Annotated in this window: 20 protein-coding genes; 2 read left to right on the top strand and 18 right to left on the bottom strand. The window is 72.1% G+C overall.

From position 1 onward, the window contains the following. Positions 1 to 68: 68 nt before the first annotated feature. The 13 genes from leuA to hrcA all read right to left on the bottom strand — a co-directional run bounded on the left by leuA (position 69) and on the right by hrcA (position 13,616). A complete protein-coding gene (leuA, locus tag ACH0A8_RS08250) occupies positions 69 to 1,838 on the bottom strand; it encodes a 2-isopropylmalate synthase (protein ID WP_406906975.1) in 1,770 nt (589 codons plus the stop codon). 199 nt (positions 1,839 to 2,037) lie between these two features. Beyond that, positions 2,038 to 3,438, bottom strand: coding sequence for an FtsX-like permease family protein (locus tag ACH0A8_RS08245; RefSeq protein ID WP_406906974.1), 1,401 nt, complete (start codon positions 3,436 to 3,438; stop codon positions 2,038 to 2,040). Next, positions 3,435 to 4,187: an ABC transporter ATP-binding protein gene (locus ACH0A8_RS08240; protein ID WP_251154955.1), complete on the bottom strand. Its 753-nt coding sequence runs from the start codon at positions 4,185 to 4,187 to the stop codon at positions 3,435 to 3,437. The genes ACH0A8_RS08245 and ACH0A8_RS08240 overlap by 4 nt, the downstream gene beginning before the upstream one ends. Positions 4,188 to 4,323: 136 nt before the next feature. Further along, positions 4,324 to 5,013: a response regulator gene (locus ACH0A8_RS08235; RefSeq protein WP_066653881.1), complete on the bottom strand. Its 690-nt coding sequence runs from the start codon at positions 5,011 to 5,013 to the stop codon at positions 4,324 to 4,326. After that, positions 5,010 to 6,245 (bottom strand): sensor histidine kinase, encoded by a 1,236-nt coding sequence (locus ACH0A8_RS08230; protein ID WP_144411283.1) that lies wholly within the window; start codon positions 6,243 to 6,245, stop codon positions 5,010 to 5,012. Before ACH0A8_RS08230 ends, ACH0A8_RS08235 begins: the two co-directional genes overlap by 4 nt. 101 nt (positions 6,246 to 6,346) lie before the next feature. Continuing rightward, complete coding sequence (gene era, locus ACH0A8_RS08225) at positions 6,347 to 7,282, bottom strand: GTPase Era (RefSeq protein WP_406906973.1); 936 nt, start codon at positions 7,280 to 7,282, stop codon at positions 6,347 to 6,349. After that, entirely contained in the window at positions 7,279 to 8,601 is a 1,323-nt protein-coding gene (locus ACH0A8_RS08220; protein WP_066653872.1) for a hemolysin family protein, read from the bottom strand. Before ACH0A8_RS08220 ends, era begins: the two co-directional genes overlap by 4 nt. A gap of 4 nt (positions 8,602 to 8,605) precedes the next feature. Then, positions 8,606 to 9,067: an rRNA maturation RNase YbeY gene (ybeY, locus tag ACH0A8_RS08215; protein WP_066653869.1), complete on the bottom strand. Its 462-nt coding sequence runs from the start codon at positions 9,065 to 9,067 to the stop codon at positions 8,606 to 8,608. After that, positions 9,064 to 10,125 carry a PhoH family protein gene (locus ACH0A8_RS08210; RefSeq protein ID WP_235426623.1) on the bottom strand — a complete coding sequence of 354 codons (1,062 nt, stop codon included), beginning with the start codon at positions 10,123 to 10,125 and terminating at the stop codon, positions 9,064 to 9,066. Before ACH0A8_RS08210 ends, ybeY begins: the two co-directional genes overlap by 4 nt. A 109-nt stretch (positions 10,126 to 10,234) precedes the next feature. Beyond that, positions 10,235 to 10,591 carry a histidine triad nucleotide-binding protein gene (locus tag ACH0A8_RS08205; RefSeq protein WP_066653863.1) on the bottom strand — a complete coding sequence of 119 codons (357 nt, stop codon included), beginning with the start codon at positions 10,589 to 10,591 and terminating at the stop codon, positions 10,235 to 10,237. Between the two features lie 32 nt (positions 10,592 to 10,623). Then, the gene (locus tag ACH0A8_RS08200; RefSeq protein WP_251154952.1) at positions 10,624 to 11,370 is read right to left on the bottom strand and encodes a 16S rRNA (uracil(1498)-N(3))-methyltransferase; all 747 of its coding nucleotides are present in this window, start codon (positions 11,368 to 11,370) and stop codon (positions 10,624 to 10,626) included. Then, positions 11,370 to 12,482: a molecular chaperone DnaJ gene (gene dnaJ / locus ACH0A8_RS08195; protein ID WP_066653858.1), complete on the bottom strand. Its 1,113-nt coding sequence runs from the start codon at positions 12,480 to 12,482 to the stop codon at positions 11,370 to 11,372. The genes ACH0A8_RS08200 and dnaJ overlap by 1 nt, the downstream gene beginning before the upstream one ends. A gap of 111 nt (positions 12,483 to 12,593) precedes the next feature. Continuing rightward, on the bottom strand, positions 12,594 to 13,616 hold the full coding sequence (gene hrcA, locus ACH0A8_RS08190) for a heat-inducible transcriptional repressor HrcA (protein WP_209683023.1): 1,023 nt from the start codon (positions 13,614 to 13,616) through the stop codon (positions 12,594 to 12,596). A 108-nt stretch (positions 13,617 to 13,724) separates the two neighbouring features. On the opposite strand from hrcA, the gene ACH0A8_RS08185 reads away from it, so the two are divergent. Next, positions 13,725 to 14,168, top strand: a complete 444-nt coding sequence (locus ACH0A8_RS08185; RefSeq protein WP_406906972.1) for a DUF4870 domain-containing protein — start codon at positions 13,725 to 13,727, stop codon at positions 14,166 to 14,168. Between the two features lie 22 nt (positions 14,169 to 14,190). Here ACH0A8_RS08185 and hemW read toward each other — a convergent pair whose 3' ends face one another. Beyond that, positions 14,191 to 15,426, bottom strand: coding sequence for a radical SAM family heme chaperone HemW (gene hemW, locus ACH0A8_RS08180; protein WP_066658103.1), 1,236 nt, complete (start codon positions 15,424 to 15,426; stop codon positions 14,191 to 14,193). A 28-nt stretch (positions 15,427 to 15,454) separates the two neighbouring features. On the opposite strand from hemW, the gene ACH0A8_RS08175 reads away from it, so the two are divergent. Beyond that, complete coding sequence (locus tag ACH0A8_RS08175) at positions 15,455 to 16,147, top strand: HAD family hydrolase (RefSeq protein WP_066653854.1); 693 nt, start codon at positions 15,455 to 15,457, stop codon at positions 16,145 to 16,147. Between the two features lie 70 nt (positions 16,148 to 16,217). Here ACH0A8_RS08175 and ACH0A8_RS08170 read toward each other — a convergent pair whose 3' ends face one another. Genes ACH0A8_RS08170 through ACH0A8_RS08155 form a run of 4 tightly spaced genes read right to left on the bottom strand, consistent with a single transcriptional unit; the run spans position 16,218 to position 19,765 of the window. Then, on the bottom strand, positions 16,218 to 16,865 hold the full coding sequence (locus ACH0A8_RS08170) for a DUF1990 family protein (RefSeq protein WP_066653852.1): 648 nt from the start codon (positions 16,863 to 16,865) through the stop codon (positions 16,218 to 16,220). Between the two features lie 37 nt (positions 16,866 to 16,902). After that, positions 16,903 to 18,210: a family 16 glycoside hydrolase gene (locus tag ACH0A8_RS08165; protein ID WP_209683026.1), complete on the bottom strand. Its 1,308-nt coding sequence runs from the start codon at positions 18,208 to 18,210 to the stop codon at positions 16,903 to 16,905. Beyond that, positions 18,207 to 19,145: a S26 family signal peptidase gene (locus ACH0A8_RS08160; RefSeq protein WP_406906971.1), complete on the bottom strand. Its 939-nt coding sequence runs from the start codon at positions 19,143 to 19,145 to the stop codon at positions 18,207 to 18,209. Before ACH0A8_RS08160 ends, ACH0A8_RS08165 begins: the two co-directional genes overlap by 4 nt. Next, the gene (locus ACH0A8_RS08155) at positions 19,142 to 19,765 is read right to left on the bottom strand and encodes a hypothetical protein (protein WP_209683031.1); all 624 of its coding nucleotides are present in this window, start codon (positions 19,763 to 19,765) and stop codon (positions 19,142 to 19,144) included. Before ACH0A8_RS08155 ends, ACH0A8_RS08160 begins: the two co-directional genes overlap by 4 nt. Positions 19,766 to 19,773 lie beyond the last annotated feature (8 nt).

Genomic DNA, 19,773 nt, shown 5'->3' with positions numbered 1-19,773 from the left:
TCGCGTCCACAGACGGGAGGCGCGGTGCGGGACGGACCCGCACCGCGCCTCCCGAGAGCGCTGGCGTCCTACGCCGTGACCAGCTCCGGCGTCCCGGTCGCGGCTCCGGCGCGTACGGCCCGGTTCACCGCGGAGACGATCGCCTTGAGCGAGGCGGTCGCGATGTCGGCGTCGATCCCGACGCCCCACAGCCGGGTGCCGTCCACGTCGAGCTCGACGTAGGCGGCGGCCTTCGCGTCACCCGAGGCGCTCATCGTGTGCTCGGAGTAGTCGTACAGCGTGACCGCGACGCCCTGCTCCCGCATGACGGTGAGGAACGCGTCGACCGGACCGGTGCCGACTGCATCGGCGGCGACGGACCCCTCGTCGACACGCATCGCGACGTGGAGCTCCGTGGTGCCGTCGAAGTCGCTCGACGTCGCCGTCTTCGTGATCTCGTACCGGCCCCACTTGTCCGACTCGTCCTCGGCGGGCAGGTACTCGTCGCGGAACAGGTCCCAGATCCGGTCGGACGAGAACTCGCCGCCCTCGGTGTCGGTGCGCTGCTGCACCACGCCGGAGAACTCGATCTGCAGCTTGCGGGGCAGGTCGATCGCGTGGTCGGTCTTGAGCAGGTACGCGACGCCGCCCTTGCCGGACTGCGAGTTGACGCGGATGACGGCCTCGTACGAGCGGCCGATGTCCTTCGGGTCGACGGGCAGGTACGGCACCGCCCAGGCGATGTCGTCGACGGACTTCCCCGCGGCGGAGGCCTTGGCCTGCATCGCCTCGAAGCCCTTGTTGATGGCGTCCTGGTGCGAACCGCTGAACGCCGTGTAGACCAGGTCGCCGGCCCAGGGCTGCCGCTCGGGCACCGGCAGCTGGTTGCAGTACTCGACGGTGCGCTTGACCTGGTCGATGTCCGAGAAGTCGACCTCGGGGTCGATGCCCTGCGTGAACAGGTTCATGCCGAGGGCGACGAGGTCCACGTTGCCGGTGCGCTCGCCGTTGCCGAACAAGCACCCCTCGATGCGGTCCGCCCCGGCCATGTAGCCGAGCTCGGCGGCGGCGACGGCGGTGCCGCGGTCGTTGTGCGGGTGCAGCGACAGGATGACGTCCTCGCGGTGGTCGAGGTTGCGCGACATCCACTCGATCGAGTCGGCGTAGACGTTGGGCGTGGCCATCTCGACCGTCGCCGGGAGGTTGATGATCACCTTGCGGTGGGAGGTCGGCTCGAAGACCTCCAGCACGGCGTTGCAGATCTGCGCCGCGACCTCGAGCTCGGTGCCCGTGTAGGACTCCGGCGAGTACTCGTAGAACACCTGCGTGCCGTGCTGCAACCGGGCCTCGGCCGCCTTGCACATCCGGGCGCCCGCGACGGCGATGTCGACGACGCCCTGCACGTCGGTGCGGAAGACGACCTCGCGCTGGACGATGGACGTCGAGTTGTAGAGGTGCACGATGGCCTGCTTCGCCCCGTCGATCGCCTCGTACGTGCGGTCGATGAGGTGCTCACGCGCCTGGGTCAGCACCTGGATCGTGACGTCGTCCGGGATCGCGCCGTCCTCGATGAGGGACCGGACGAAGTCGAAGTCGGTCTGCGATGCGCTCGGGAAGCCGACCTCGATCTCCTTGTAGCCCATCCGGACGAGCAGGTCGAACATGGCCCGCTTGCGCTCGGAGTCCATCGGGTCGATCAGGGCCTGGTTGCCGTCGCGGAGGTCCACCGCGCACCACCGAGGCGCCCGGTCGATGCGCTTCGTCGGCCAGGTGCGGTCGGGCAGGTCGACGCGGATCTGCTCGTGGAAGGGAACGTACTTGTGGATCGGCATCCCGGAGGGGCGCTGGGTGTTCTGCATGGTCGTCGCTTTCGTCGTCTCGCCGGCATCGGCGCTGTGGGGGGCCACGACGGACTCCGCGACGAGGTGGGCCGTGTGTCAGGCCTCGTCGCGGCAGCGAAGGAGGAGGAGCGCCGAGTACATCGCTGCCACCGTAGCACTGGTACACCAGCGCGGTGCAAGTGGATGACGTCCCGGACGCTCCTCCCGACCCGTGCGGTCAGTCGACGGCGAGCGCCTCGGTCGGTGACACCCGCATGGCCCGCCGGACCGGTGCGACCGTGGCGACGACCGCGAGCACGAGGGCCCCCACCACCACGACCGCGACGGTCAGCGGCGGCAGCACGGGCGTGACGACCGTCCCGAGCGAGCCGAGCATCGTCTGCCCGCCGACCCAGCCGTACAGGGTGCCGAGGACGAGTCCGGTGACGACCGCGGCGACGACCATCTGCACGGCCTCGGTCACGATCATGCGTCGGACCTGCGCTCCGGTCAGCCCGAGGACGCGCAGCAGGCCGAGCTCACGACGACGCTGGAGCACGCCGAGCGCGAGGGCGTTCACGACGCCGACCGCGGCGATCACCGCGGAGAACCCGACGATCACGCTCACGACGGCGTTCAGCTGCACGAAGAAGTCCCGCTGCGCCTGGACCGCGTCCGCCGGCAGGGAACCGTCGCCCATCGCCGCCATCTGGGTCTCGACCACGTGCTGCATGATCCCGAGCGCGACCGCGAAGGTGACGAGCAGGGTCACGCCGATGACGAGCCCGATGGTGGCCCGTGACGACCGGCCCGGAGCCCGCATCGCGTTGCGACCGGCGAGCAGGACGACCGGGTCACGGGACCCGATCCGACCGATGAACTGCAGGACCGGGGGCATCACGATCGTCGCGCCGACCGCGACCCCGGCGAAGGAGACGAACCCGCCGAGGGCCGCCGGCAGGACGGCCGCGGGCGTGGCGGGGCTGAGGACCAGACCGAGCACCATCAGCAGCGCACCGACCGTCATGAGCAGGACCGCCCAGACCGTCCGCGCCCGGCCCGACCGGACGTCGGCGTGGCTCGGCTCGACGGTCGATGACAGCGCCTGCAGCGGCGTGACCGTCAGCACCCGGCGGGACCCGGCCGCGAACGCGCCCCAGGTCGCCAGGACCACGGCGACGAGCGGCAGCACGAGTTCCCACGGGACGAGCGTGTAGGTGGTGTCGGGGATAAAGCCGGTGCTCCGCAGGACCGCGACGAAGCACGCGGACAGCCCGGTGCCGACGACGGTGCCCACCGCGCCGCCGACGGCACCGACGACGAGGCCGGTGCGGGTCGTCCGGGCACGCAGGGTGGCGCCCGTCGCCCCGATCAACCGCTGGAGGGCGATCGTGCGGGTCTGCCCCGCGATGATCGTGGCGCAGGTGTTCGCCGTCACGATCGCACCGACGTAGAGGGCGATGCCGAGGAAGAGCCACCCGACGACGGACAGGATCGCCCGGACGGGTGCGAGGTCGTCGAGACCCGCGGCAGCCATCGCCTGGGTCACGATGCCGGGAGCGATGACGAGGGCGGACCCGAACGTCGTGCCGAGGGCTGCGACGAGGACCGTCGGGGCGAACGTGCGCAGGCCGGTCACGCGGCTGCCTCCATCCCGAGCATCGTCGCCGAGATCTCGGCGGCGGTCATCGACGGGCGGTCGTCCACGATCCGCCCGTCGGCGAGGAAGAGGATGCGGTCCGCGTTCGCGGCGGCCGTCGGGTCGTGCGTGACCATGACGACGCTCTGCCCCCACTCCTGCACGGCGCCGCGGAGGATCGCGAGGACGTCACGCCCGGTGCGTGAGTCGAGGGCGCCCGTCGGCTCGTCCGCGACCACCACGGCGGGACGCGACGCGAGCGCACGCGCGATCGCGACGCGCTGCTGCTGTCCGCCGGAGAGTTGGTGCGGCCGGTGGGTCAGACGGTCACCCAGGCCGAGCAGGTCGACGAGCCGGTCGATCCACGCCGACTCGTCCCGGCTCGGCTGGTGCCCACCGAGCAGGAACGGCAGCCGGATGTTCTCCCGCACGTCGAGCGTCGGGACGAGGTTGAAGGACTGGAACACGAACCCGAGCCGGCGACGGCGCAGTTCGGTGAGCTCGCGGTCCCCGAGGCCGGTGATGTCGACCCCGTCGATCGTGATCCGCCCGGTGCTCACCGCGTCGAGCCCCGCGGCGACGTGCATGAGCGTCGACTTGCCGGAGCCCGACGGCCCCATCACGGCGGTGAACTCCCCCGCCCCGATGTCGACGCTGACGTCGTCGAGCGCGGTGACGCGGCGGGCGGCGTCGCCGTAGTGCTTGGACACGTGGTCGAGCCGGATGATCGGGGTGTGGTTGGTGGTCATGCTCCGAGCCTGGCGGCCGGGAGGCGCGTCCCGCGTCCGTCGCGCGGCTCCTGTGGATGGTCCGCTCGGCTCGACGTGCTGTGGAGGGGTCATCCTGTCGGATGACGGCGGGTCGCTCCGCCGGTCGACGCCGGGGTCAGTCGGCCCTGGGCACCAGCCCGTGCTCATGCGCGAACACGACGAGCCGGACGCGGTCCCGCAGGTCGAGCTTGCTGAGCACGCGCGAGATGTGCGTCTTCACCGTCGCCTCGCTGACGTACTCGTGCTGGGCGATCTCGCTGTTGCTGTACCCGCGTGCCGCGAGGTCGAAGATCTCCCGCTCACGGGGCGTCAGCTCGGCGAAGGCGGCGGGCACCGCGGCGGCCTGGGCCGCGCCGTCGTCGTACCGGCGGAGGAGCTCGCGGGTGGCGGAGGCGGCGAACACGGCGGTGCCGGCGTGCACGGTCCGGACCGCGGCGAGCAGGAACTCCGGGTCGGCATCCTTGAGCACGAAGCCGCTCGCGCCCGCCCGGATCGCCTTCGCGGCAGCCTCGTCGAAGTCGAAGGTGGTGAGCACGAGCACCTTCGCGGCGTCTGCCCCGCCCTGCTCGACGATCCGTGCGGTCGCGGTGATCCCGTCCATCACGGGCATCCGGACGTCCATGAGCACCACGTCCGCCCCGGTGCGCCGCACGAGCTCGGCGCCCTCGGCCCCGTCACCGGCCTCACCGACGAACTGCAGGTCGGGCTGTGAGTCGATGAGCATCCGGATCCCGGTGCGGAAGAGCGCCTGGTCGTCGACGAGGGCGACCCGGATCGGGCCACCGGTCGGCTGGGACGTGGTCATCTGGTGCGCTCCTGCTCCATCTGGGTGATACGGCCGCGGGGGAACTGGCCGCTCGCGGGGACCGCGGGCATGCGCACGGCCACCACGAAGTCGTCACCGCGGTGCCCAGCCGTCATCGACCCCCCGGTCATCGTGACACGCTCGCGCATGCCGACCAGTCCGTGCCCGGTGCCGGGGCCGCTGGAGCCGTCGTCGGCGCGCCGGTTCACGACGGTGATCTCGACGGTGTCGGGACGGTAGGTCAGCGCGGTGTGGACCGGTGTCCCGCTCTCCCCGTGCTTCCACGCGTTCGTCAGGCTCTCCTGGACGATCCGGTACACGGCGAGCTGGGTCGTCGTGGGCAGACCGGTCGGGTCGCCTTCCCGGTCCACACGGACGTCGAGGCCGACCTCGCGCATCTCGGCCACGAGCACCTCGAGGTCGGCTGCCTCGGGCGTCGGGGCGGTCCCCTGCTCGTGCCGCAGGGCGCCGAGCAGCTCGCGGACGTCACCGAGGGCACTGCGAGCGGTGCTCGAGATGGTCTCGAGCGCCTGGTCCGCGATCGCGGGGTCGGTCTTGGCGGCGTAGCGTGCCCCGTCCGCCTGGGCGATGACGACAGCCAGCGAGTGTGCGACGATGTCGTGCATGTCGCGGGCGATCCGCACCCGCTCCTGCTCGACCGCGACCGCACGGTCGGCGCGTGCGGCATCCCGTTCGGCGACCAGCTGGGCCTCCCGGCTCATGCTCGCGGACCGGCGGGCGCGGCGGACGAGTCCGGCGAGCCACGGCAGCAGGAGCAGCAGCAGGACGCCGGCGAACGTCGCGAGCACGACCTGCAGGGTCTCGAGCGTGGGCGACGAGGCGGTCTCGATGCCGGAGCGGCGCTGGTGGTCGTACAGCCCGACGTACGCCGCCGCGACCGCGGATCCGCCGATGGCCGAGACCAGGCCGGCGATGCGGACGCGCTTGCTGCCGTAGGCGCTCGTGGTGAAGAGCACGCCGGCGAGCAGCGCGTTCGAGTAGTCCGGCACCTGCATGGTCACCATCTCGAAGACGGCGATCACCCACGAGAGTGCGAGCGACAGCCCCGGCGACAGGCGACGGATCGCGAGGGCGATGCTCAGTCCGACCACCGTCACCAGCCAGAGGGACGGCAGGTCGGCGGACGCACGCAGGAGCGTCAGCAGCCCTCCGAGCAGCACCGCTGTGGTGACGTCGGTGACGAGCTGCGCGCGCAGCAGGGGGCGGAACACCACCCCACGGTACGACGCGGCCGGAGGACGCGCGTCCGACCAGGGGATGACCCGGATCAGAAGCCCAGACGGCCGAGCTGCTTCGGGTCGCGCTGCCACTCCTAGGCGACCTTGACACGGATGTTCAGGTAGACGTGGCGACCGCCGAGCAGCGACTCGATCTCCGCGCGCGCCCGGGATCCGACGTCCTTCAGCCGTTCCCCGCCGCGGCCGATGACGATCGCCTTCTGGCTGTCGCGCTCGACGAACAAGTTCGCGAAGATCCGCAGCGGTCCGTCGGGGTCGTCCTCGTCGTCGGGCTCGACGACGTCCTCGATGACGACCGCGAGCGAGTGCGGCAGCTCGTCGCGGACGCCCTCGAGCGCTGCCTCGCGGACGAGCTCGGCTATGCGGTCCTCGTCGGTCTCCTCGGTGACGGTGGAAGCGTCGTACAGCTGCGGCGACTCGGGCAGCAGCTTCGTGATCTCGGCGAGCAGCACCTCGAGCTGCAGGCCCTTCGTCCCCGACGTCGGGATGATCGTGTCCCACTCCCGCAGCTGGGACACCGCGAGGAGCTGCTCGCCGACGCGGTCCTTCGGAGTGCCGTCGATCTTCGTGACGATCGCGATCTTCCGCGCCCGCGGGTACTGGTCGAGCGACTCGTTGATGAACCTGTCGCCCGGCCCGATCGGCTCGTCGGCCGGCACGCAGAAGCCGATCACGTCGACGTCACCGAGCGTCGACTGCACGAGGTCGTTGAGCCGTTCGCCGAGCAGGGTGCGGGGGCGGTGCACGCCGGGGGTGTCGACGATGATGACCTGGCCGTCGGGCCGGTGCACGATGCCCCGGATGGCGCGTCGCGTGGTCTGGGGCTTCGACGAGGTGATCGCGACCTTCTCGCCGACCAGGGCGTTCGTCAGCGTCGACTTGCCGACGTTCGGACGCCCGACGAAGGAGACGAAGCCGGCGCGGTACGGCTGGCCCGGTGTGTCGGTCCCCGTGGTCGCGTCGGTGTCCGTACCCGTGTCGGTGCCGTGGTCGGGTTCGTGATCGGTCATGCGTTCGGGGTTCCCGTCGTGCTCGGAGTGGTCTCGTCGAGGGCGTCCTCGGCGTCCTGCAGGGCGGCGCTCCGCTCGGCCAGGACGGTGATCAGGTGGCGGCGCTTGCCCTCGACACGGTCGGCGGTCAGCGCGACCCCGGAGACGGTGACCTGCTCGCCGCGGACCGGCAGCCGGCCGAGCTCCTTCGTCAGCAGGCCACCGGCGGTGTCGACGTCGTCGTCCTCGAGCTCGACGCCGAAGAGGTCGCCGAGCTCGTCGATCGGCATGCGGGCGGAGATGCGCCAGACGCCCGGGCCGACCTCGGTCCGGTCGACCACGGTGCGGTCGTACTCGTCGGAGATGTCGCCGACGAGTTCCTCGATGAGGTCTTCCATCGTCACGAGCCCGGCGACCCCGCCGTACTCGTCGACCACGAGCACCAGGTGGTTCTTGGCGACCTGCATGTGCCGGAGGGTGTCGTCCGCGGGCTTCGACTCGGGGACGAACTCGGCCGGTCGCAGCAGCGCCGTCACCGGTTCCCGCTCGCTGCCGGGCTGCTCGTACAGGGCGCGGGAGACGTCGCGCAGGTAGAGCACGCCGAGCACGTCGTCGCTGTCCTTGCCGGTGACCGGCATGCGCGAGACGCCGGCGACCAGGAACCGTTCCATCCCCGCGGCCAGGGTGGCCTCGCCGTCGACCGTGAGCATGTCGGTCCGGGGCACCATGACCTCGCGCACCAGGGTGTCGCTGAACTCGAAGACCGAGTGGATGAGCTCGCGGTCGTCCTGTGCGAGCACGTTGCTCTCGGTCGCCTCGTCGACGAGCGAGAGCAGCTGCTCCTCGCTCGACACCGTCGATGCGCTGCGGCCACGGCCGGGGGTCACCCGGTCCCCGATCGCGACGAGGAGCCCGGCGAGCGGACCGAGCACGATCCGGACGGCGCGCACGAGTCCTCCGGTGGCGCCGATGAGGCGCTCGGCGTGTGCGCGTCCGACGCTGCGCGGGCTCGACCCGACGAGCACGAACGACACGGCCGTCATGATCGCAGCGGACACGACCAGGGCCACCCACCAGGTGTCGAACACCGTGACGAGGGCGATCGTGACGAGCACCGCGGCGGCGGTCTCGGCGAGCACGCGGACGAAGTTCAGGGCGTTGACGTGCGCGCCGACGTCGTCGGCCACGGCCTCGATCGCACGACGGTTTCGGCTGCCGCGGGCGATCTCGTCGAGGTCGGCGCGGGACAGCACGGTGAGCGCGGCGTCGGACGCGGCGAGCAGACCGCCGACGACGACCAGGACGAACGCCGCCGCGAGCAGGACGGCGACGAGCACCATCAGGTCACCGCCCGCGTCGCTGTGCCGCGAAGGCGGAGAGGATCTCGCCCTGCAGCCCGAACATCTCGGCCTTCTCCTCCGGCTCGGCGTGGTCGAAGCCGAGCAGGTGGAGGATGCCGTGGCACGTGAGCAGCAGCATCTCGTCGGTGGTGGTGTGCCCCGCGGTCTTCGCCTGCTCGGCGGCGACCTGCGGGCACACGACGATGTCGCCGAGCAGCCCGGCCGGTGTCGGCTCGTCCTCGGTCCCCGGGCGGAGCTCGTCCATCGGGAAGCTCAGGACGTCTGTCGGACCCGGCTCGTCCATCCACCGGACGTGCAGCTGCTCCATCGCGCCCTCGTCGACCAGGACGATCGCGAGCTCCGCGTCCGCGTGGACGTGCAGCGCGTCGAGCGCGAAGGCGGCGAGGCGCTGGACGGCCTGTTCGTCGACCTCGACACCCGACTCGTTGTTGAGCTCGATGCTCACCGGTTGCCTCCTCGGGCGTCGTTCTGGGGGTACGGGGACTGCTGGCGGTCCTGCGGCGGGCGCCCGCGACGCTCGGCTCGGTTCGCTCCGGCGGGGTTGCCCGTCGGCGCGGTCCCCCGGCCGGCGGGGCGGTGCCCGGCCTGCTCCGCCAGACGTTCCTCGTCGTACACGGTGTAGGCGTCGACGATCCGTCCGACCAGGGTGTGGCGGACGACGTCCTCGCTGCCGAGCCGGGCGAAGTGGATGTCGTCGACGTCGCCCAGGATCCGCGTGACGAGCCGGAGACCCGACAGGTTGCCGGGCAGGTCGACCTGCGTGATGTCACCGGTGACGACCATCTTCGAGCCGAAGCCGAGGCGCGTCAGGAACATCTTCATCTGCTCGGGCGTGGTGTTCTGCGCCTCGTCGAGGATCACGAACGAGTCGTTCAGCGTCCGACCGCGCATGTACGCCAGCGGTGCGACCTCGACGGTGCCGGCTGCCAGCAGCTTCGGGACCAGCTCGGGGTCCATCATCTCGTTGAGGGCGTCGTACAGCGGGCGCAGGTAGGGGTCGATCTTGTCGGTCAGCGTGCCCGGCAGGAACCCGAGCCGCTCGCCCGCCTCGACCGCGGGACGGGTCAGGATGATGCGGGTGACCTCGCGCCGCTGCAGTGCCTGGACGGCCTTCGCCATCGCCAGGTAGGTCTTGCCGGTGCCCGCGGGGCCGATGCCGAAGGTGATGGTGTGCTGGTCGATGGCGTCGACGTAGGCGCGCTGCCCGTCGGTCTTCGGCCGCACCGACTTGCCGCGGCTCGCCACGATCGGGGTGCCGAACGTGTCCGAGGGCTTGCGGTCCTCGTCGAGGATCCGCGCCGACGTCGGGATGTCGGCCGGACCGATGTCCTGCCCGCGCTTCACCATGCCGACGAGCTCGTCGACGAGCGCGTGGGCACGGGCGACGTCGCGCTCGGGTCCGGTGAGCGAGACCTCGTTGCCGCGGACGAGCACCCGGACGCCCGGGTACTGCCGCTCGACCGTCTTGAGCAGGCGGTCCTGCGGGCCGAGGAGCTGGACCATCGCGATGCCGTCGACCCGGATGTCGACGACGACGTCGGACGGGTCGGACACGGGTCGGGTCGTGGGTCGGTCCGGTGCGGGCGCGTCGGACGCGGGGTGGACGGAGTCGTCAACCGGCAAGGAGATTCCCTTCGTGCAGATCACCTGCGAGGACGTGCGCGTGCACGTGGAACACGGTCTGACCGGCGGCTTCGCCGGTGTTGAAGACGAGACGGAACTGGCCGCCGGCCCGCTCGTCCGCGATGCGGCGGGCGGTCGCGACGACGTGCGCCAGCAGCTCGGGGTCACCGGCGGCGAGCTCGGTGACGTCGCGGTACTCCTCGGTCTTGGGCACCACGAGCACGTGGACGGGTGCCTTCGGGGCGATGTCCTCGAACGCGATCACCCGGTCGTCCTCGGCCACGATGGTCGCGGGGACCTCGCGCGCGACGATCCTCGAGAAGATGCTCGGCTCGCTGCTGCTCATGGAGACCATCGTAGGACCCGCCTCCGACGCCGCTACCAGCGCCCGAGCATGGTCTGCAGGACGGCCAGGGCGGACGGTCCGGCGGTCGAGGTGCGGAGCACGGTGTCCCCGAGCCGCACGCGGACGGCGCCGGCGGCCTCGAGCCGGTCGAACTCGGGACCGTCGATCCCGCCCTCGGGTCCGACGACCAGGACGATTTCGTCGACGTCGGCCGGCGGCTCCCACGCCGAGAGCCGCACCGCGCCGACCGGGTCCAGCACGACCAGCGCACGCCGCGCCTCCCGGCCGACCGCGGCCAGCTGCGCCGTCGTCACCGGTGCGTCCACCGTCGGGACGCGCGACCGGACCGCCTGCTTCGCGGCCTCCTGCGCGATCGCCGCCCACCGGGCGCGTCCCTTCTCGACCTTCGCGCCGTCCCACCGCGACACGCTGCGCGCTGCCGCCCAGGGGACGATGCGGTCGACGCCGATCTCGGTGGCTGCCTGCACCGCCATCTCGTCACGCCCGCCCTTCGCGAGCGCCTGCACGAGCACCAGCGCCGGACGCGGTTCCGCCTCGACGTCGACGTCGGCGACCGTCAGGGTCAGCGTGTCCTTGCCGGTCGACGCGACCGCGCCCGTGACGACCGTGCCCCGGCCGTCGGAGAGGCGCAGCGTCTCGCCGACGCGGACCCGCGCGACCGAGACGGCGTGTCGGCCCTCCGCGCCGTCGAGCGACACCGCGTCACCGGCGCCGAGGTCGTCGAGGGTCCCCGGACCGACGAGGTAGAGCGATGCCATCAGAAGTTGAAGAAGCGGTCGCGGAGCTTGCCGAACATGCCCTGCTGGAAGCGGGCGAGCTGCGGTCCCGGTGCCTTGTGCGTCTTCGCGAGCTGCTCGACGAGCCCACGTTCCTTGTGCGAGAGCTTGGTCGGGGTCACGACCTGCACGCCGACGCGGAGGTCGCCCCGGCCGGTGCCGCGCAGCTTCGTCACGCCGCGGTCCTTGATGACCAGGACGTCGGCGCTCTGCACGCCCGGACGGATCTCGAGCTCGACCGGCCCGTCGAGCCCGTCGATCGTCGTGTGCGCGCCGAGGATCGCATCGGTCATCTGGACCTCGAGCGTCGCGAGCAGGTCGTCGCCGTCGCGGCTGTAGACGTCGTGGTGGCGCACCTTGACCTCGAGGTACAGGTCGCCGGACGGGCCGCCCGCGGGTCCGACCTCGCCCTGGCCCGGCATCTGCAGGCGCAGCCCGGTCTCGACGCCGGCGGGGACGTCGACGGGGATGGTCCGGCGGGCGCGGACGCGCCCCTGGCCCTGGCACGTCGGGCAGGGGCTCGGGATGACGGTGCCGTAGCCGCGGCACGTCCCGCAGGGCGCGCTGGTCACGACGTTGCCGAGGAGCGAGCGGACCTGGCGCTGGATGTGCCCGGAGCCACCGCAGATGTCGCAGGTGCGGGGGCTGGTCCCCGGCGCACAGCACGAGCCGTGGCACGTGTCGCAGACGACGGCCGTGTCGACCTCGACGTCCTTGTGGGTGCCGAAGACGACCTCGTCGAGGTCGACCTCGATGCGCAGCAGGGCGTCCTGCCCGCGCTCGGCACGGCTGCGCGGACCGTTGCCGCGTCCGCCGCCGCCACCCCCGCCGAAGAAGGCGTCGAAGATGTCGCTGAAGCCACCGGCGGCACCGCCGCCGAAGGGGCTCTCCTGCGGGCCGGCGTCGTAGCGTCGGCGCTGCTCCGGGTCGCTCAGCACGTCGTACGCGTGCGTCACGTCCTTGAAGCGCTCGGCCGCGTCCGGGCTCGGGTTGACGTCCGGGTGGAGCTCGCGCGCCAGCCGTCGGTAGGCCTTCTTGATGTCGGCATCGGAGGCGTCCGGCTGGACGCCGAGGACGTCGTAGTGGTCTGCCACGGTTCCCTCAGTCGGTTTCGGTTCGGTCGGTGGGTCGCGGCGGTCGCCGCGGTCCGGTCTGGAGGCGCGGAGCCGGTCCGCTGGACACCGCGCGTCGGGCGCAGGGTCCGGTCAATGTTCGCCCAGCAGCTTGGACAGGTACCGTGCGACCGCACGGACGGCCGCCATGTTCGTGCCGTAGTCCATGCGGGTGGGGCCGAGGACCCCGAGTCGGGCGACCGCTCCGCCGCCGGCGAGGTAGCCACCGGCGACGATGCTCGTCGCGTCGAGGCCGTACTCGGCGTTCTCGACGCCGATGCTCGCGGCCACGGCCACGTCGTCCACCTGCATCTCGCCGAACAGGCGGAGCAGGGTCACCTGCTCCTCGATCGCCTCGAGCACGGAGAACAGTCCGCCGGAGAAGTCGCGTTCGCTCTTCGCCAGGTTCGCCGCGCCGGCCATGACCAGGCGGTCCTGCCGGTTCGCCGCGACCTGCTCGATGAGCGTCGCGACGACGACGCCGCCGAGGGTCTGCGCGTCCGGACGGAGCTGCTGCGGCACCTCGCGCAGGGCACGCGGGACGTCCTGCAGCAGGAGCCCGACGCTCGCCCCGTTCACGACGGTGCGGAGCTCGGTGAGCGACCCCTCGTCGAGGGGGACGTCCGTCTCGACCACGCGCTGCTCGACCCGGGCGGTGTCGGTGATGAGCACGACCATCAGGCGGGTGTCACCGAGCCGGACGAGCTCGACGTGCTGCACGCGTGCGCGCACCATCGACGGGTACTGCACCAGCGCGACCTGGTTGGTGAGCTGGCTGAGCAGGCGGACCGTGCGACCGAGGACCTCGTCGAGGTCGTTCGGCGTGCCGAGGAAGGTCTCGATGGCGTGGCGCTGCGCGCTCGACAGCGGCCGGGCTGCGGCCAGGTGGTCGACGAAGAGTCGGTACCCCTTGTCGGTCGGCACCCGCCCCGACGAGGTGTGCGGCGCCACGATCAGCTGTTCGTCCTCGAGCTGCGCCATGTCGTTGCGGATCGTCGCGGCGCTGACCCCGAAGGCGTGACGCTCGACGATCGTCTTCGAGCCGACGGGCTCGCGCGAGGCGACGTAGTCCCGCACGATCGCCTTGAGGACCTCGAGGGAGCGTTCGCTGACCATCCGGACCCCTTCCGTTCGATGCTGGCACTCGGACGTGTCGACTGCTGATCCTACGCCCGACCGCCGACCGACCGGGACCGCCGGGGCCCACGCCGGTACGCTCACGGCATGAGCTACGGACAGCAACCGGGCGGCCCGCAGGACGGCCGCTACGGCCAGCAGCAGGGCGGACCCCAGAACCCGCAGGGACCGCAGTACCCGGCCGGCTTCACGCCGCCCCAGCCGATGGCGCCGGAGGACCAGCGACTCTGGGCGACGCTGACGCACGTCGGCGGCATCTTCTTCAGCCTGGTCGTGCCGATCATCGCCTACCTGGTGCTGCGCGACCGCGGGCAGTTCGTGAAGGAGCACACCCGTCAGGCACTGAACTTCCACATCACGATGGCGATCGCCGGGTTCGTGTGCAGCCTGTTGGCGTTCGTCGTCATCGGACTCGTGCTGCTGCCGATCCTGTACGTGATCGTGATCGTCTTCGCGATCATCGCCGCCCTCGCGGCGAACCGCGGTGACTTCTACCGCTACCCGCTCACCATCGAGTTCATCAAGCAGTAGCGCGCGAGCGACCGCCGGCGCGTCAGTCGAGCAGCTCGCGGACGACCGCGTCCGCGAGCAGCCGGCCCTGCAGGGTGAGCTCGATGCGTCCCCGCACCGCGGCCGTACCGTCCACGAGGCCACGCGCGATGAGACCGGCGACCCGGCCACGTGCCTCCCGGCCGAGCTCCGCGGTGGTGAGCTCGCCGCGGACGCGCGCGGCGAGCAGCACCCGTTCGACGTACCGGGTGTCGGCGTCGAGCGTCTCGCGCCCCGCCGCGGGCGACTCGCCTGCCAGCACCCGGTTCGCGTACGCGGCCGGGTGCTTCACGTTCCACCAGCGGGTGCCGGCGACCGCGGAGTGCGCACCCGGGCCGACGCCCCACCAGTCGTGGCCCTTCCAGTAGGACAGGTTGTGCCGGCTCGCGTGGCGCTCCGGACCACCGGCCTCGTCGGTGCGCGCCCAGTTCGAGACCTCGTACCAGGAGTACCCGGCGTCGGCGAGGGTCCGGTCGGCGAGCTCGTACATGTCGGCGGCGAGGTCGTCGTCCGGGGCCGGCAGGTCGCCGCGGGCCACCATGCGCCCCATCGCCGTGCCGTCCTCGACGATGAGCGAGTACGCCGACACGTGGTCGGGCGCGCAGGCCAGCGCGGCCTCGAGCGAGGTGCGCCAGTCGTCGAGCGACTCCCCCGGGGTCGAGTAGATGAGGTCGAGGCTGACGTCGAGGCCCTGCTGCTTCGCGAGGTCCACCACGACCGGAACCCGCTCGGGGTCGTGGGTCCGGTCGAGCGTCGCGAGGACGTGCGGGACGGCCGACTGCATGCCGTAGCTCATCCGGGTGAACCCGCCGCGCTGCAGGGTCGCGATCGCGTCCGCGTCCACGGAGTCCGGATTCGCCTCGGTGGTGACCTCCGCCCCCGGCAGGATGCCCCACGTGTCGTCGATCGCCCGGAGGATCATCACCAGGTCGTCCGCCGGCAGCATCGTCGGCGTGCCACCGCCGAAGAACACCGTCGAGACCGGGCGTCGCGGCACCCCGGAGCGGTCGAGGACCTCGGCCGCCCACCGGATCTCCTGCACCGCGTGGCCGGCGTAGTCGTCACGGCGCACCCCGCGCAGCTCGGACGCCGTGTAGGTGTTGAAGTCGCAGTAGCCGCACCGCACCCGGCAGAACGGCACGTGGACGTAGACGCCGAAGGGGACGTCGCCGGCGCCGGGGCCAGGGGTGAGCAGGCCGTCCGCGGGAGCGGGATCGGCGATCGGGAGCGCACTCGGCATGGACTCCATTCTCGGCCATGATGGAGCCATGGAGCACCACACCGTCCCCACCACGGTGCTGTGGGACATCGACGGCACTCTCGTGCTGAACGCGGCGTCGCCCGGCAACCTGTACCACCTGGCCGTCGAGCGCGCGGTCGGCCGCGACCTCGTGCTGAAGGTCGGACACCAGCACGGCCGGACCGACGCCGGGCTCATCGCGGACCACGTCCGGGCACACGACCTCGACGACGCGCTCATCCCCACGGTCAGCCGGCACCTGCGCGACCTGACCGACGAGCGCTACGGCCGGGGCGAACGCCGCTCCCCCGCCCCCGGAGCCGCCGCGCTCGTCCGCCGGTTCGCCGGACTCGGCTGGCGGAACGGCCTGCTGACCGGCAACTCCGAGCACCGGGCCCGCGTGAAGCTCGGCGGGGCGGGCTTCGACCTCGGCGCCTTCGACTGGGAGCACTCGTACTTCGGGGACGCGGAGGTCGAGCGCACCGGCGTCACCGCACGCGCCGCCGCCGCCCTGTCCGGGGAGCGAGCCGTCATCGTCGGCGACACCCCGCGGGACGGCGAGGCGGCCGACGCGGTGGGGATCCCGTTCGTCGCGGTCGCGACCGGGGTCTACGAGGTCGACGCCCTGCGTGGGACGAGCGCGGTGTGCGTCGCGCGGGACTGCGTGCAGGACGCCCGACTGCTCGAGGAGGCGATCGCCGCGCTGCCGCCGCTGCGCTGAGCGGCGGCGGCGGTGGCGGTCGGTCGGTGCGCCGTACCGAGCACGCGGTCGGACGCCTCGTGTCGACCGGTCAGTCGCCGCGCAGTGCGCTGAGGTACTTCGCTGCCATGACCCGCTGCTGTCGACGGAGCAGCGGCGCCACGAACGCCCACTTCCGGCTCGACGGCTGCGAGAACTGGCGGACCTGCAGCCACACCGAACCGTCGCTCGTGCGCTCGACCACGAAGGACTCCTCGCCGGACAGCGGGTGCCCCTCGAGCGTGCCGTAGGCGAAGCCCTTGCGGTCGGTCTCGTCGATGATCGACACGACGCGGACCGGCGCGTGCACGGTCTGCCCGAACGCGTGCATCTCGAGCGTCGCCGTGGTGCCCGCCGTCAGCAGCGGGGTGCCGTCGGCGGCGAACTTCTCCACCCGGGGCGTGCCGATCGAGGCCGGTGCGATCGGGACACCGTGCTCGTCGAACGTCACCGGGTTGTAGCGGACCTCGTCGTCGTCGGGATGGTCCTCGACCTGCACCCGGATGCCGCTGCGCTCCTGGATCTGCCAGGTCAACGCCTGCGTCACCGCGGTCTCGAACCGGGCGTCGCCGTGGCCGATGCGCGCCCGCGACTCCGCCGGGGTGAAGCCCTCCGGCGGGTAGGTCATGAGGTCCGCCGCCTGCGTGGCACCGACGGCACCGTAGGTCAGGGCGGTCCGGTAGCTGCCGCGGGAACTCATGGAGCCATCGTACCGGGGCCGCTCGGCCCGACCTGTGTCAGCGTGGCGTGACGGCGAGGTTCCGCCACTCGGCCTCGGTGCCCTGCTCGCGGATCCCGACCGCGCCGCTCGTCGACGAGCAGGCACCGAAGGACACGCGACCCTGGACGGGTGTCCCGCCGTCGGCCGGTGACGCGGTGGCCGTGATCGTGCAGCCGACCGCCTCGACGGTGAGGTGCCACCACTCCTCGGCCTGCACCGTCCGACCGAAGGACACGAACGACCCGACGAACCCGGGCGACCGGTGCTCGCCGATGGTCATCCCGGTCGCGGTGATGCCGACGGAGTAGGCGCGCATCGAGTCGATCCCCGTGGACGGGTCGTTCACCCGGACGACGAGACCCGCGTCGCTGCCCGACCTCGGGGTGCGCATCAGGCGCACGTCGCCCGTCAGGGTCATGTCGCCCCAGACCCGGTTCAGGACCTGCTTGTCCCCGGTGTTCGCGTAGGCCGTGCTGCGGATCCGTTCCTCCTGCTGGTCGATCGCCCACGTGCCCCCGAACACCCGCGCGGGCGCTCCGTCCTCGAACCGGCCCGTGGCGAGGGTCGAGTTGTACGGGTCCGCCGCGAGCGAGGGTGCGAGGGCACCCGCTGTGGCCGTCACGAAGCGGTAGCCGGCTGCGCTGCCGTTGCCGCGCAGCCCGATCGCGCCCGACGTCAGGCAGTCGGCCGACGACTCCGAGACGCTCGCCCGCGTCCAGTCGTTCGCGCCGACGGTGGTCGACCAGGCGGTGATGCCGCACCCGGCGGCCTGCACGACCACGTGGTAGAACTGTCCGTTCGCGAGCCTGCCGGGGATCGTCGCGGACGCCAGTCGGTTCGTCGCACCGTGCTTCGTCCGGCTGATCGACAGCGTGTTGTCCGTCCGGTCCAGACCGATCGAGTACCCCGTGAACGCATCGGCACCCGGAGCGGGATCCGTGACGCGGACCAGGAGCCCGGCGTTCGTCCCGCTGTTCACCTGGACGTCCGCCTGCATCGTGTAGTCCGTCCACGACGGGTCACCCGTGACGGCCTTGGGCCCGTCGGAGGAGCCTGCCGTCTCGGTGAACGTGCCGTAGCCGAACTGCGTCCGGGTCGTCCAGGAGCCGCCGTAGGTCCTCCACGCCCCCTGCCCTCCGGCGAAGGAGTCACGGAACGGCAGGCCCGTCAGGGCGTAGTCACCGACCGTGCTCGCGGTGCTCCGGTTCGACGACGCCGCCGTGTACGCGGCGAGGGTGGGATCGGCCGTCGTGGTGACACCGGTCGCCACGGTGAGCGCCACGACGAGCGCCCCGGTGAGCACGCCCGCCGTCCTGGCACTCACGACGACACCGCCGGGAGGTCCGTCGCAGGGTCCTCCGTGTGCCCGGGATCGGGGACACGGAGGCTCTGCGACCGGGCCAGGAGGGCCCCGACGACGAGGGGTGCGGCGCAGAGCAGGGCGAGCACCGCCCAACCGAGCGGGGAGAGGTCGAGTCGAGCGGCGAGCGCGACCGCGCCGTCCGACCCCGGAGGCAGGGGCACCTGACCGACGGCACCGCTGACGAGCCGGTCGGACGCACCGGACGGTCCGACCACCCGGATCGGCAGCAGACCGGTCGAGACCACGTGTGCCACCGGCCGCGTCCCCGGGTCGACGCCGGTCACGACGAGGGCGGCGAACGGTCGGAAGACCGTCACCACGCCGGCCAGCACCGCGGCCGAGCCGAGCAGGCGAGCGGCGGTCCGCGGAGCGCCCGCGCCGAGGAGCCCGGTCAGGAGCCAGACGAGACCGACCCCGCCGACGGACCACGGCAGCATGCGGAGCGCCCACCCCGCACCGGGCAGGACTGCGACGACCCTGCCGACCACGTCAGCGCGGCTGACGGTCCAGCCGTCGGCAGCACCGTTCGCGTCGCCCTTGGTGGTGAACGCGCCGTCCTCCACCGCGCTGATGCGGTGCGTGTAGGGCAGTCGAGGCGCCGTCCCCCCGCCCTCGGCGACCGGTGGGACGAAGGTGATGACGTCGCCGACGGCCAGCCGGTCCGGTCCGGGCGGCAGGGTGACGACGAGCGAGCCGACGGGTGCCGTGCGGCCCATCGACGGCGTCCGGACGTCGAACGTCCGGACGCCCGCGGCCGTCGCGGCCCCGACACCGAGCAGCACGAGCAGGACGACGGCGGCGGTGGCGACGAGCCGCACCCGCACCGCGCGGCCGGGAGCACGCCGGCGACCAGTCGCGGGGACGCCGATCGCGTCCCCGGTCTCCGCCACCGTCATGCGGTGAACGTCCACACGAGCGACTGGCTCATGCTCTGCGCCTGCGAGTCGTTCGGAGCCGCCGGGTCGAGGGCGACCGACACGACGGCGGTACCGCCCTGACCGGCCGCAGGCGCCGGGCTGACGGGGAAGGTCCGCCCGCCGACCGCCGCGGCGCTCTCCCCCGAGACCACGGTCGTGGTCCCCGTCGGCGTCGTCCACGTCACGGTGACGCGCAACCAGGAGCAGATGCTGTTCGACGTCGAGACGGTGCCGATGCAGGTGCCGGGGGTGAGCGAGAAGGCGGACGCGGCGACCCCTCCGGTGTTCCTGATCACCGTGGAGGTGCCGCGCGTCGTGTCCCCCGGCCGGAGGTCCTTGCCCGCGTAGAGGTCGGTCGAGCAGGTCGTGGTGGCCGTGGCGGTGCTCCTGCACGCCACGGTCGAGGCGTCAGGGCCCTGCGTCATCTCGATCGAGACGGTGTTGGCGGTGTTCGTGGTGTTCGAGATCGACGCCGTGTACGCCGACGTCGTGCCGGTCGCCGTCAGTGCGAGGGCGACCGAGGCGACGAGTCCCGCCGCCGTGAGGAGCCAGCCCGTGCGCACCGAAGCCCGCGGGACGATCGTCGAGTGCCTTCCCACGACGGCAC

This window comes from Curtobacterium sp. 179-B 9B NHS, from assembly GCF_045370965.1.
GTDB lineage: Bacteria > Actinomycetota > Actinomycetes > Actinomycetales > Microbacteriaceae > Curtobacterium.
Note: the sequence above shows the minus strand (reverse complement) of the source record. Positions and strands in the feature narration are given on the sequence as shown.

Bases quoted from the DNA above. Each gene is read 5' to 3' on its own strand.
- ACH0A8_RS08210 (WP_235426623.1), bottom strand. From the start codon at position 10,125: ATGGTCCAGCTCCTCGGCCCGCAGGACCGCCTGCTCAAGACGGTCGAG.
- ACH0A8_RS08220 (WP_066653872.1), bottom strand. From the start codon at position 8,601: ATGGTGCTCGTCGCCGTCCTGCTCGCGGCGGCGTTCGTCCTGGTCGTC.
- era (WP_406906973.1), bottom strand. From the start codon at position 7,282: ATGACCGATCACGAACCCGACCACGGCACCGACACGGGTACGGACACC.
- ACH0A8_RS08240 (WP_251154955.1), bottom strand. From the start codon at position 4,187: ATGACCACCAACCACACCCCGATCATCCGGCTCGACCACGTGTCCAAG.
- ACH0A8_RS08235 (WP_066653881.1), bottom strand. From the start codon at position 5,013: ATGACCACGTCCCAGCCGACCGGTGGCCCGATCCGGGTCGCCCTCGTC.
- hemW (WP_066658103.1), bottom strand. From the start codon at position 15,426: ATGCCGAGTGCGCTCCCGATCGCCGATCCCGCTCCCGCGGACGGCCTG.
- hrcA (WP_209683023.1), bottom strand. From the start codon at position 13,616: ATGGTCAGCGAACGCTCCCTCGAGGTCCTCAAGGCGATCGTGCGGGAC.
- ACH0A8_RS08160 (WP_406906971.1), bottom strand. From the start codon at position 19,145: ATGACGGTGGCGGAGACCGGGGACGCGATCGGCGTCCCCGCGACTGGT.
- ACH0A8_RS08185 (WP_406906972.1), top strand. From the start codon at position 13,725: ATGAGCTACGGACAGCAACCGGGCGGCCCGCAGGACGGCCGCTACGGC.
- leuA (WP_406906975.1), bottom strand. From the start codon at position 1,838: ATGCAGAACACCCAGCGCCCCTCCGGGATGCCGATCCACAAGTACGTT.
- ACH0A8_RS08170 (WP_066653852.1), bottom strand. From the start codon at position 16,865: ATGAGTTCCCGCGGCAGCTACCGGACCGCCCTGACCTACGGTGCCGTC.
- ACH0A8_RS08175 (WP_066653854.1), top strand. From the start codon at position 15,455: ATGGAGCACCACACCGTCCCCACCACGGTGCTGTGGGACATCGACGGC.
- ACH0A8_RS08200 (WP_251154952.1), bottom strand. From the start codon at position 11,370: ATGGCATCGCTCTACCTCGTCGGTCCGGGGACCCTCGACGACCTCGGC.
- ACH0A8_RS08205 (WP_066653863.1), bottom strand. From the start codon at position 10,591: ATGAGCAGCAGCGAGCCGAGCATCTTCTCGAGGATCGTCGCGCGCGAG.